This is a genomic window from Streptomyces milbemycinicus (assembly GCF_002154605.1).
In the GTDB taxonomy this organism is placed as follows: domain Bacteria; phylum Actinomycetota; class Actinomycetes; order Streptomycetales; family Streptomycetaceae; genus Streptomyces; species Streptomyces milbemycinicus.
The window spans coordinates 1-12,551 of the sequence record NZ_MUNE01000429.1; the positions used below are offsets into that span (position 1 = coordinate 1).

Genomic DNA, 12,551 nt, shown 5'->3' on the forward strand with positions numbered 1-12,551 from the left:
GTCGGCGACTCCCGACCGGTGACCCCGGCCCGGGCCCGTTGCGGTTGCGGTGCGGGTGGGCTTCGCCTCTCCTCTGGCGGGTCGTCCCGACCGCCCCATCCCTTCGGTCGGCTCGTCGGCCGGGTGGGGCAGGGGTGTCCGAGGCAGGTTCGGTGCCGAAAGGGGCGTCCCGCCACCTGCCCGGCTACCGCTGGGGGAGCCGGGGCCTGGGGGCGGAGCTCACAGTTCGGGAAGAGGTGGGTCGGGGGAAAGCCCCCGAGCCGCCGCACCCTCCCGCGCGTGTCGCCGTCGCGCAGCGATCATCGTGGTTATTTGTCCGTTATGAGTCGTGGGGCATCCGCCCCGACTGAGGAGTACGTCAGATGCCGTCTGACTTCTTTGTTCCGGACCCGGAGGGTCGTATCCCCACCGCCGAGGGGTATTTCGGCGCGTTCGGCGGCCAGTTCATCCCCGAGGCGCTGGTCGCCGCGGTGGATGAGGTCGCCGTTGAGTACGACAAGGTGAAGAGCGATCCGTCGTTCGCCGCCGAGCTCGAGGATCTGCTGGTCAACTACACGGGGCGGCCCAGCGCCCTGACCGAGGTGCCGCGGTTCGCGGAACATGCGGGGGGTGCGCGGATCTTTCTCAAGCGGGAGGATCTCAACCACACCGGATCCCACAAGATCAACAACGTGCTGGGCCAGGCGCTGCTCGCCAAGCGCATGGGCAAGACCCGGGTGGTCGCCGAGACCGGTGCCGGGCAGCACGGCGTGGCGACGGCTACCGCGTGTGCGCTGTTCGGGCTCGAGTGCGTGGTCTACATGGGGGAGATCGACACCGAGCGCCAGGCGCTCAACGTCGCGCGTATGCGGATCCTGGGCGCCGAGGTCGTCTCCGTGAAGACGGGCAGCCGGACGCTCAAGGACGCGATCAATGAGGCGTTCCGCGACTGGGTGGCCAACGTGGACCGTACGCACTATCTGTTCGGGACCGTCGCCGGACCGCATCCGTTCCCGGCGCTGGTGCGCGACTTCCAACGGGTGATCGGCGTGGAGGCGCGGCGGCAGATCCTGGAGCGGGTCGGGCGGCTGCCGGACGCGGCGGTGGCGTGTGTCGGAGGCGGGTCGAACGCCATGGGGCTCTTCCACGCCTTCCTGAAGGACGAGTCCGTGCGGCTGATCGGCTTCGAGCCGGCCGGGCACGGCGTGGAGACGGGGGAGCACGCGGCCACGCTGACGAAGGGGGAGCCGGGGATTCTGCACGGCTCCCGGTCGTATGTGCTGCAGGACGAGGACGGGCAGATCCTGGAGCCGTATTCGATCTCGGCCGGTCTGGACTATCCGGGGGTCGGCCCGGAGCACTCGTATCTGAAGGACACGGGGCGGGCCGAGTACCGGGCGATCACCGATGACGCCGCGATGCAGGCGCTGCGGCTGCTGTCGCGGACCGAGGGGATCATCCCGGCGATCGAGAGCGCGCACGCCCTGGCGGGGGCGCTGGAGCTGGGGCGTGAGCTGGGCGGCGACGGGTTGGTGCTGATCAATCTGTCGGGCCGGGGCGACAAGGACATGGACACGGCCGCGCGGTATTTCGGGCTCTACGAGGGAGAGAAGTGATGAGCGCAGAGCTGCTGGGGTCCGTGCTGGCGAAGGCCAAGGGGGAGGGGCGCGCCGCGCTCGTCGGCTACTGGCCGGCCGGCTATCCGACGGTCGACGACGGAGTGCGGGCGATGACGGCGATGGTCGAGGGCGGCTGCGATGTGATCGAGGTCGGCCTGCCGTACAGCGATCCGGTGCTGGACGGTCCGGTCATCCAGACCGCCGACGACATCGCGCTGCGGGGCGGTGTTCGCATCCGCGATGTGATCCGTACGGTCGGCGAGGTGCATGCCGCGACGGGGGCGCCCGTCTTGATCATGACGTACTGGAATCCGGTGGACCGGTACGGCGTGGAGCGGTTCGCCGCCGATCTGGCCGCGGTGGGCGGGGCGGGCTGCATCCTGCCCGATCTGCCGGTCCAGGAGTCGGAGGCGTGGCGGAAGGCCGCCGAGCAGCATGGGCTGGCGACGGTCTTCGTGGTGGCCCAGAGCAGCGGTGACGAGCGGCTGGCGAAGATCACCGCGGCGGGCAGCGGCTTTGTGTACGCGGCCTCGATCATGGGCGTCACCGGCACCCGCGACTCGGTGGGGGAGGGGGCGCGGGAGCTGGTGGCGCGCACCCGTGCGACGACCTCGCTGCCGGTGTGTGTGGGGCTCGGGGTGTCCAATGCCCGGCAGGCCGCCGAGGTGGCCGAGTACGCGGACGGCGTCATCGTCGGGACGGCGTTCGTGCGGCGGCTGATGGACGCCGAGGACCTGGAGACGGGGCTTACGGCCGTCCGGGACCTGGCGGGTGAGCTGGCGGAGGGCGTCCGCATCCCCCGGTAGAGGTCCCTCGATAGAGCGAATACGGGGCGGAGGAGTTCAGTGGGGCTCCTCCGCCTCGTTGTCGTGGGCGTGAGCGAGAAAAACCGTGAGGGGAAGCGCAGCGCCCGGGAGCGGCTGCGGGAACAGCGAGAGAAGGACCGGGTCCGCGCCAAGCGCAGGCGTGGCCTGGGTGTGGCCGGGGCGGTGGTGGCCGTGCTGGGGGTGGCTGCCGGGGTCGGCATGGTCGCCTCGAACACCGGCGGGGACTCGGGGAAGTCCGGCAGCCGGGCGGTGGCCCCCCGGGGCGCGACCGGCACGGTGATCCCGACCGGGAAGGCGAGCGCCCAGAAGACGCTGACCGTGTACGAGGACTTCCGCTGCCCGGGCTGCAAGCAGTTCGAGGATGTCTTCCGCAAGACCGTGCACAAGCTGCAGGACAAGGGCCGGATGAAGGTCCGCTACCACCTGGTGACGATCATCGACGGCAATATGGGCGGCACCGGCTCGCTGTACGCGGCGAACGCGGCGGCCTGCGCACAGGACGCCGGGAAGTATGTGGCGTACCACGATGTGCTCTACAAGAACCAGCCGTCGGAGACCAAGGACTCGTACGCGAACAAGTCGAAGCTGATCAAGCTGGCGGGCAAGGTCCCGGGGCTGGACACCGAGACGTTCCGCAGATGCGTCGAGGAGGGCAAGCACGACGGGTGGGTGCGGAAGTCCAACGGGGTCTTCACCCGCTCGGGCTACAGCATGACGCCGACCGTTCTGCTGGACGGAAAGTCGATCTACGGGGACCAGAACAAACCGCTCAGCCCGCGGAAGCTCAAGCGGATGGTCACCGAGAAGGGCTAGGAACCCGCCTCGTTACGCAGCCGTTGCGCCGGGTGGGTTGCCGTATTGACCGCCCGGCACGGTAGCGTCGACTCCGACATGAACCTCGCATACATTCCCAGCCCGTCGTCCGGCGTGATCTACCTCGGCCCGATCCCGCTGCGCGGCTATGCCTTCTGCATCATCATCGGTGTCTTCGTGGCGGTCTGGCTCGGCGGCCGACGTTGGGTCGCCCGCGGCGGCCGGGTCGGCACGGTCGCCGATATCGCCGTGTGGGCGGTGCCCTTCGGCCTGATCGGCGGTCGGCTGTACCACGTCATCACCGACTATGAGCTGTACTTCACCGACGGTCGCGACTGGGTGGACGCCTTCAAGATCTGGGAGGGCGGCCTAGGGATCTGGGGTGCGATCGCGATGGGCGCCCTCGGCGCCTGGATCGGCTGCCGGCGCCGGGGGATTCCGCTCCCGGCGTGGGCGGACGCGATCGCGCCGGGGATCGCCTTCGCCCAGGCGATCGGCCGGTGGGGCAACTGGTTCAACCAGGAGCTGTACGGCAAGAAGACCGATCTGCCGTGGGCGCTGAAGATCGACGCGGACCCCGACATAGGGCGCGTCGCCGGTACGTACCACCCGACGTTCCTGTACGAGTCGCTGTGGTGCGTGGGCGTGGCGCTGCTGGTGATCTGGGCGGACCGGAAGTTCAAGCTGGGGCATGGCCGGGCCTTCGCGCTGTACGTCGCCGCGTACACGGTCGGCCGCTTCTGGGTGGAGTACCTGCGGGTGGACACCGCCCACCATGTGCTGGGCATGCGGCTGAACAACTGGACGTCGATCATCGTCTTCCTGGCAGCGGTGGCCTACTTCGTGATCTCCGCGAAGAAGGCCCCCGGGCGGGAGGAGATCGTGGAGCCCGCCGCGGTGGCCGAGGCGGAGCAGGCCAAGGCCGAGGGCGGCGAGCCGGGCCGTGAGGACGGCGGCGAGGCGGAGCCCAAGACGGAGGCCAAGACCGAGAGCAAGGCTGAGGCCGAGCCGGAGAGCAAGGCGGAGCCAAAGACCGAGGCGGAGTCGAAGCCGGAGGCCGAAGCCTCGAAGTAGCCGGCGTCACCGAGAGGCCGCCGGACCCGCACGGGTCCGGCGGTCTTTACGTTTCCGCAGGTCAGCGAGGTAAGTTCGGCCTTCCTTGCTGGCGGCGACAGGGAATTCGTGCGTACCTTCGAACTGTTGGGTTGAGGGCGGCCGCGCCCACACCCCCTGAAGGGAGCGCAGTATCCATCATGTCTGTCATCGCGAGTACCGAACCTCCGCACATCGCGCACCGCGACAACCACACCCACCGCGATGTGAACGGCGGCTGGCTGCGTCCGGCCGTATTCGGTGCGATGGACGGTCTGGTCTCCAACCTCGCGCTGATGACCGGTGTCGCGGGCGGCGCCGTGGACCGCCAGACGATCGTGATCACCGGTCTGGCGGGTCTTGCCGCCGGCGCGTTCTCGATGGCGGCCGGGGAGTACACCTCCGTGGCCTCCCAGCGTGAGCTGGTGGAGGCCGAGCTGGAGGTGGAGCGGCGCGAGCTGCGTAAGCATCCCGTGGACGAGCTGGAGGAGCTGGCGGCGCTGTACGAGTCGCGGGGCGTGGAGCCCCAGCTGGCGCGTCAGGTGGCCGAGCAGCTGTCGAGGGACCCGGAGCAGGCGCTGGAGATACACGCCCGCGAGGAGCTGGGCATCGACCCGGACGATCTGCCGTCGCCGCTGGTGGCGGCGGTGTCCTCGTTCGGCTCGTTCGCGCTGGGCGCGCTGCTGCCGGTGCTGCCGTATCTGCTGGGGGCGACGGTGCTGTGGCCGGCCGTGGCGCTGGCGATGATCGGGCTGTTCGCATGCGGTGCGGTGGTGGCGCGGGTGACCGCCCGCAGCTGGTGGTTCAGCGGGCTGCGGCAGCTGGCGCTGGGTGGCGCGGCGGCCGGTGTGACATATGCCTTGGGCATACTCTTTGGTACGGCCGTGGGTTGATTTACCATACGGCGAGCCGCAAAATAACGCCGTTACTTGACGGTTTCAATCCGTTTACCGACGGGCATAACGCCGTAGCGCAGTGGGCAGCGTCGCCCGCTCGGCGCTGCGGCGGGGCGATCGTTTGATCCCCTTTGCCTTACTTCACCCCTCGTGCACCGTGTCCGCATGATGGAACGCGCTATCCGCTTCCTGAGAACCGTCCCATCATGTAACCTGCACGAAAATTTCTTGGCGGAGGGCCAGCGTCGTCCCTCGGCACACCCAAATGCCGTAGACGACGACGGGAGAGCCGATGCGCTCCGCATCCCACCCCGCCCGACAGGGGATGTACGACCCGCGCGATGAGCACGACGCCTGTGGCGTCGGCTTCGTGGCGACCCTCACCGGCGAGGCCAGCCATGAGCTCGTGGAGCAGGCTCTCACCGTTCTGAGGAACCTCGAGCACCGCGGGGCCACCGGTTCCGAGCCCGATTCGGGGGACGGCGCCGGCATTCTGGTGCAGGTCCCGGACGTCTTCCTGCGGGAGAGCGTCAGTGGCTTCGAGCTCCCCGAGGCCGGCTCGTACGCCGTGGGCATCGCGTTCCTCCCGGACGGAGAGGCCGACGGCGCCGCTGCCGCAGCTCACATCGAGCGGATCGCCGCCGAGGAGAGCCTGACCGTCCTCGGCTGGCGCGAGGTGCCGGTCGCCCCCGAGCTGCTGGGCAATGGCGCGCGCGCCACCATGCCGGCCTTCTCCCAGCTCTTTGTCACCGACGGCGCCAGCAGCGGGCTCGCCCTGGACCGCAAGGCGTTTGTGCTGCGCAAGCGCGCCGAGCGGGAGGCCGGGGTCTACTTCCCGTCGCTGTCCTCGCGCACCCTGGTCTACAAGGGGATGCTGACCACCGGTCAGCTGGAGCCGTTCTTCCCCGACCTGTCCGACCGCCGCTTCGCCACCGCCATCGCGCTGGTCCACTCGCGGTTCTCCACCAACACCTTCCCGAGCTGGCCGCTGGCCCACCCGTACCGCTTCGTCGCCCACAACGGCGAGATCAACACGGTCAAGGGCAACCGCAACTGGATGCGCGCCCGGGAGTCGCAGCTGGTCAGCGACCTGTTCGGGGACCAGGGCCTGGAGCGGATCTTCCCGATCTGCACCCCCGACGCCTCCGACTCCGCGACCTTCGACGAGGTGCTGGAGCTGCTGCACCTCGGTGGCCGCTCGCTGCCGCACAGCGTGCTGATGATGGTCCCCGAGGCGTGGGAGAACCACCCCTCCATGGACCCGGCGCGGCGCGCCTTCTACCAGTACCACTCCACCCTGATGGAGCCCTGGGACGGCCCGGCCTGCGTCACCTTCACCGACGGCACCCAGGTCGGCGCGGTCCTGGACCGCAACGGTCTGCGGCCCGGGCGCTACTGGGTCACCGACGACGGCCTGGTCGTGCTGGCCTCCGAGGTCGGCGTGCTGGACATCGACCCGGCCAAGGTGGTGCGCAAGGGACGGCTGCAGCCCGGCCGGATGTTCCTGGTCGACACCGCCGAGCACCGCATCATCGAGGACGACGAGATCAAGGCCACGCTCGCCGCCGAGCAGCCGTACGGCGACTGGCTGGAAGCCGGCCTGATCGACCTGGCCGATCTGCCCGAGCGCGAGCACATCGTGCACACCCACGCCTCGGTCACCCGCCGTCAGCAGACCTTCGGCTACACCGAGGAAGAGCTGCGCGTCATCCTGGCCCCGATGGCCAAGACCGGCGCCGAGCCGATCGGCTCGATGGGCACCGACTCCCCGATCGCCGCCCTCTCCGAGCGCCCCCGGCTGCTGTTCGACTACTTCACCCAGCTGTTCGCGCAGGTCACCAACCCGCCGCTGGACGCCATCCGCGAGGAGCTGGTCACCTCGCTGATCTCCTCGCTGGGCCCGCAGGGCAATCTGCTGGAGCCGACCCCGGCCGCCTGCCGCAGCGTCACCCTGCCCTTCCCGGTGATCGACAACGATGAGCTGGCCAAGCTCATCCACATCAACGCCGACGGCGACATGCCGGGCCTGAAGGCCGCGACCCTCTCGGGCCTGTACCGGGTCGGCGGGGGTGGCGAGGCCCTTGCCGCGCGCCTCACCGAGATCTGCGCCGAGGCCGACGCCGCCATCGAGGACGGCGCCCGGCTGATTGTGCTCTCCGACCGCCACTCGGACGCCGAGCACGCCCCGATCCCCTCCCTGCTGCTCACCTCCGCCGTCCACCACCACCTCATCCGCACCAAGCAGCGCACCCATGTGGGCCTGCTGGTCGAGGCGGGCGACGTGCGCGAGGTGCACCATGTGGCGCTGCTGATCGGCTACGGCGCCGCGGCCGTCAACCCGTACCTGGCGATGGAGTCGGTCGAGGACCTGGTCCGCGCCGGTACGTTCCTGCCGGGCGTCGAGGCCGAGACCGCGATCCGCAACCTGATCAAGGCGCTCGGCAAGGGCGTGCTGAAGGTGATGTCCAAGATGGGCATCTCCACCGTGGCCTCCTACCGCGGTGCGCAGGTCTTCGAGGCCGTCGGCCTGGACGAGTCCTTCGTGGACAGCTACTTCCACGGCACCGCCACCAAGATCGGCGGCGCGGGCCTGGACGTCATCGCCCAGGAGGTCGCCGCGCGCCACGTCCAGGCGTACCCCGTCTCCGGTATCCCCTCCGCCCACCGGACGCTGGAGATCGGCGGCGAGTACCAGTGGCGTCGCGAGGGCGAGCCGCATCTGTTCGACCCCGAGACGGTCTTCCGGCTGCAGCACTCCACCCGCTCCCGGCGCTACGACATCTTCAAGAAGTACACCGAGCGGGTGAACGGGCAGTCCGAGCGGCTGATGACGCTGCGCGGCCTGTTCGCCTTCAAGGGCGAGCGGTCCTCGATCCCGATCGAGGAGGTCGAGCCCGTCAGCGAGATCGTCAAGCGCTTCTCCACCGGCGCCATGTCGTACGGCTCCATCTCCAAGGAGGCGCACGAGAACCTGGCGATCGCCATGAACCAGCTGGGCGCCAAGTCCAACACCGGCGAGGGCGGCGAGGACCCGGAGCGGCTGTACGACCCGGCGCGCCGCTCGGCGATCAAGCAGGTGGCCTCCGGCCGCTTCGGCGTCACCAGCGAGTACCTGGTCAACTCCGACGACATCCAGATCAAGATGGCCCAGGGCGCCAAGCCCGGCGAGGGCGGCCAGCTGCCCGGCCACAAGGTCTACCCGTGGGTCGCCAGGACCCGGCACTCCACCCCGGGCGTCGGCCTGATCTCCCCGCCGCCGCACCACGACATCTACTCCATCGAAGACCTCGCCCAGCTGATCCACGACCTGAAGAACGCCAACCCGAAGGCGCGCATTCACGTCAAGCTGGTCTCCGAGGTCGGCGTCGGCACCGTGGCCGCGGGCGTCAGCAAGGCGCACGCCGATGTGGTGCTGATCTCCGGCCACGACGGCGGCACCGGCGCCTCCCCGCTCACCTCCCTCAAGCACGCGGGCGGCCCCTGGGAGCTGGGCCTGGCCGAGACCCAGCAGACGCTGCTGCTCAACGGCCTGCGCGACCGCATCGTGGTGCAGACCGACGGCCAGCTCAAGACCGGCCGCGATGTCGTGATCGCCGCGCTCCTCGGCGCCGAGGAGTTCGGCTTCGCGACCGCCCCGCTGGTGGTCTCCGGCTGCGTGATGATGCGCGTATGCCACCTGGACACCTGCCCGGTCGGCATCGCCACCCAGAACCCGGTGCTGCGCGAGCGGTTCAGCGGCAAGCCGGAGTTCGTGGTGAACTTCTTCGAGTTCATCGCCGAGGAGGTCCGCGAGCTCCTGGCCGAACTCGGCTTCCGCACCCTCGACGAGGCCGTCGGCCACGCCGAGCTGCTGGACACCACCCGCGCCGTGGCGCACTGGAAGGCGCAGGGCCTGGACCTCGCCCCGCTGCTGCACGTCCCGGACCTGCCCGAGGGCGCGGTGCGCCACCAGGTGGTGGGCCAGGACCACGGCCTGGAGAAGGCGCTGGACAACGAGCTGATCAAGCTCGCGTCCGACGCGCTGAACGCGGAGAGCGCCGAGGCGGCCCAGCCGGTCCGCGCCCAGGTCGCGATCCGCAACATCAACCGGACCGTGGGCACCATGCTCGGCCACGAGGTGACCAAGAAGTTCGGCGGTGCGGGCCTGCCCGAGGACGCCATCGACATCACCTTCACCGGTTCGGCCGGGCAGTCCTTCGGCGCGTTCCTGCCGCACGGCGTCACGCTGCGCCTGGAGGGCGACGGCAACGACTACGTCGGCAAGGGCCTGTCCGGCGGCCGGGTGATCGTCCGCCCGGACCGCGGCGCCGACCACCTGACCGAGTACTCGACCATCGCGGGCAACACCCTCGCCTACGGCGCCACCGGCGGCGAGATGTTCCTGCGCGGCAGCGTCGGCGAGCGGTTCTGCGTCCGCAACTCGGGCGCGACCGTCGTCTCCGAGGGCGTGGGCGACCACGGCTGCGAGTACATGACGGGCGGCCGGGCCGTGGTGCTCGGCCCGACCGGCCGCAACTTCGCGGCGGGCATGTCCGGTGGTGTCGCCTACGTCGTCGACCTGGACCGGGACAACGTCAACGCCGGCAACATCGATGCCGTCGAAGCGCTCGATACGGCCGACCAGCGGTGGCTGCACGACGTGGTGCGCCGCCACCACGAGGAGACCGGCTCCACCGTCGCGGGCGCCCTGCTCGCCGACTGGGAGGCCGCCCTCACCCGCTTCAGCAAGATCATCCCCACCACGTACAAGGCAGTGCTCGCCGCCAAGGACGCCGCCGAGCGAGCCGGGCTCTCCGAGTCCGAGACCACCGAGAAGATGATGGAGGCGGCGACCAATGGCTGATCCCAAGGGCTTTTTGACCACGGACCGCGAGGTCGCCAAGACCCGCCCGGTGGGCCAGCGCGTCCAGGACTGGAACGAGGTCTACGTCCCCGGTTCGCTGCTGCCGATCATCAGCAAGCAGGCCGGCCGCTGCATGGACTGCGGCATCCCGTTCTGCCACAACGGCTGTCCGCTCGGAAACCTGATCCCCGAGTGGAACGACTACGCCTACCGCGAGGACTGGCGGGAGGCCAGCGAGCGGCTGCACGCGACCAACAACTTCCCGGAGTTCACCGGGCGGCTGTGCCCCGCCCCGTGCGAGGCCGCGTGTGTGCTGGGCATCAACCAGCCCGCCGTGACCATCAAGAACGTCGAGGTCTCCATCATCGACAAGGCCTGGGAGACCGGCGACGTCACCCCGCAGCCGCCCGAGCGGCTGTCCGGCAAGACCGTCGCCGTCATCGGCTCCGGGCCGGCCGGCCTGGCCGCCGCCCAGCAGCTGACCCGGGCCGGCCACACGGTCGCGGTGTACGAGCGCGCCGACCGCATCGGCGGACTGCTGCGCTACGGCATCCCCGAGTTCAAGATGGAAAAGCGCCACATCAACCGGCGGATCGAGCAGATGCGCGCGGAGGGCACCAAGTTCCGCACCGGTGTGGAGATCGGCCGCGACATCGACGCCGCCAAGCTGCGCAAGCGCTACGACGCCGTGGTCATCGCGGCCGGCGCCACCACCGCCCGCGACCTGCCGGTGCCCGGGCGCGAGCTCACGGGCGTGTACCAGGCCATGGAGTATCTGCCGCTGGCCAACAAGGTGCAGGAGGGCGACTACGTCACCGCCCCGATCAGCGCCGAGGGCAAGCACGTCGTGGTGATCGGCGGCGGCGACACCGGCGCGGACTGCGTCGGCACCGCCCACCGCCAGGGCGCCGCCTCGGTCACCCAGCTGGAGATCATGCCGCGGCCGGGCGAGGAGCGCTCCGGGGCCCATCCCTGGCCGACCTTCCCGATGCTCTACAAGGTCACCTCCGCGCACGAGGAGGGCGGCGAGCGGGTCTACTCCGTCTCCACCACCCACTTCGAGGGCGATGAGGACGGCAATGTGCAGTGGCTCCACCTGACCGAGGTGGAGTTCAAGGATGGCAAGCTGGAGCAGAAGCCGGGCGCGGAGCGGAAGATCCCGGCCCAGCTGGTCACCCTGGCCATGGGCTTCACCGGCACCGACCAGGAGAACGGCCTGGTCCAGCAGTTCGGCCTGGAGCTGGACGCCCGCGGCAACATCGCCCGCGACGCGGACTTCGCCACCAACGTGGACGGTGTCTTCGTGGCCGGCGACGCGGGCCGCGGCCAGTCGCTGATCGTCTGGGCCATCGCCGAGGGCCGCTCGGCCGCCCGCGGAGTGGATCGCTATCTGGCGGGGACCAGCGCCCTGCCCGCCCCGATCCGCCCGACGGACCGCGCCCTGGTCGTCTGACCCGTTCCACACCTCCAGGCACCACCTGGACTCCGCCCGTACAACGGCGTACGGACCGGCGCACGGCGCCCGCCCCCATCCCGACCGGGGGCGGGCGCCGTGTGGTTTTACGCATCTGCCGCTGCCGGCCGCACCTGGCGCTACCAGCCGCACCTGGCGCCACCTGCTCGCCTTGACTTTGCCCGGGGATCGTCACACCATCATTCCACTAACTGATTAGTGAAAGGGTGGTGGTGGCTGGTGGAGTACCGCATCGACCGCCGCAGCGGCATCGCCACCTATCTGCAGATCGTCCAGCAGACCAAACAGGCGCTCCGCCTGGGTCTGCTGCAGCCGGGGGACCGGCTGCCCACGGCCAAGGAGGTCGTCGCGGCCACCGCGATCAACCCCAACACCGTCCTGAAGGCCTACCGCGAACTGGAGCGGGAGGGCCTGGTCGAGCCGCGGCCCGGCCTCGGCACCTTCGTACGGCGCTCTCTGGCCCGGCCCGGCGCCGCCGCCGACTCGCCACTGCGCGCCGAACTGGCCGCGTGGGCCGACCGGGCGCGCGCCGCCGGCCTCGAGCGCGAGGACGTCGCGGCGCTGATCGCCTCGGTCCTCGACGAGCGCTTCGCCGATGCCCCGACCGCCCCGACCACCGACACCGGCGAGGGCACAGCCCTGAACAGGGAGCACGGGTGACCGACCGATACGAACCCTCCACCGCCCTGGAAGCCACCGGTCTCGGCAAGAAGTACCGGCGCGGCTGGGCCCTGCGGGACCTCACATTCCGGCTGCCCGCCGGGCGCATCTGCGCCCTGGTCGGCCCCAACGGCTCGGGCAAGAGCACCCTGCTGTCCCTGGCCGCCGACCTGCTCGCACCGACCACCGGGACCGTACGGGTCTTCGGCGCCGACCTGCGGTCCGCCGAGGCACGGCGGCGCATCGCCTTCGTCGCCCAGGACAAGCCGCTCTACCCGCGCTTCACCGTCGCCGAGACCCTGCGCCTGGGCCGCGAACTCAACCCCGGCTGGGACCAGTCGGCCGCCG

9 protein-coding genes are annotated in these 12,551 nt (G+C 70.3%); all 9 read left to right on the forward strand.

Translation table 11 applies throughout. The features are described from left to right. The first annotated feature begins 362 nt into the window (after positions 1 to 362). Positions 363 to 1,595, forward strand: a complete 1,233-nt coding sequence (trpB, locus tag CCN51_RS31855; protein WP_014180511.1) for a tryptophan synthase subunit beta — start codon at positions 363 to 365, stop codon at positions 1,593 to 1,595. Next, a complete protein-coding gene (trpA, locus tag CCN51_RS31860; RefSeq protein ID WP_014180512.1) occupies positions 1,595 to 2,404 on the forward strand; it encodes a tryptophan synthase subunit alpha in 810 nt (269 codons plus the stop codon). The genes trpB and trpA overlap by 1 nt, the downstream gene beginning before the upstream one ends. Positions 2,405 to 2,473: 69 nt before the next feature. Next, a complete protein-coding gene (locus CCN51_RS31865) occupies positions 2,474 to 3,238 on the forward strand; it encodes a DsbA family protein (protein ID WP_055414320.1) in 765 nt (254 codons plus the stop codon). A gap of 78 nt (positions 3,239 to 3,316) precedes the next feature. Further along, the gene (gene lgt, locus CCN51_RS31870) at positions 3,317 to 4,312 is read left to right on the forward strand and encodes a prolipoprotein diacylglyceryl transferase (protein WP_043487815.1); all 996 of its coding nucleotides are present in this window, start codon (positions 3,317 to 3,319) and stop codon (positions 4,310 to 4,312) included. A gap of 179 nt (positions 4,313 to 4,491) precedes the next feature. Continuing rightward, positions 4,492 to 5,223, forward strand: coding sequence for a VIT1/CCC1 transporter family protein (locus tag CCN51_RS31875; RefSeq protein WP_014180515.1), 732 nt, complete (start codon positions 4,492 to 4,494; stop codon positions 5,221 to 5,223). A 328-nt stretch (positions 5,224 to 5,551) separates the two neighbouring features. Continuing rightward, on the forward strand, positions 5,552 to 10,069 hold the full coding sequence (gene gltB, locus CCN51_RS31880) for a glutamate synthase large subunit (RefSeq protein WP_043491976.1): 4,518 nt from the start codon (positions 5,552 to 5,554) through the stop codon (positions 10,067 to 10,069). Continuing rightward, a complete protein-coding gene (locus tag CCN51_RS31885) occupies positions 10,062 to 11,522 on the forward strand; it encodes a glutamate synthase subunit beta (protein WP_014180517.1) in 1,461 nt (486 codons plus the stop codon). The genes gltB and CCN51_RS31885 overlap by 8 nt, the downstream gene beginning before the upstream one ends. 237 nt (positions 11,523 to 11,759) lie before the next feature. After that, positions 11,760 to 12,203, forward strand: coding sequence for a GntR family transcriptional regulator (locus CCN51_RS31890; RefSeq protein WP_043491977.1), 444 nt, complete (start codon positions 11,760 to 11,762; stop codon positions 12,201 to 12,203). After that, positions 12,200 to 12,551 (forward strand): ATP-binding cassette domain-containing protein (locus CCN51_RS31895; RefSeq protein ID WP_143675942.1); only part of this gene is annotated, 352 nt, incomplete at its 3' end. The genes CCN51_RS31890 and CCN51_RS31895, both read left to right, overlap by 4 nt.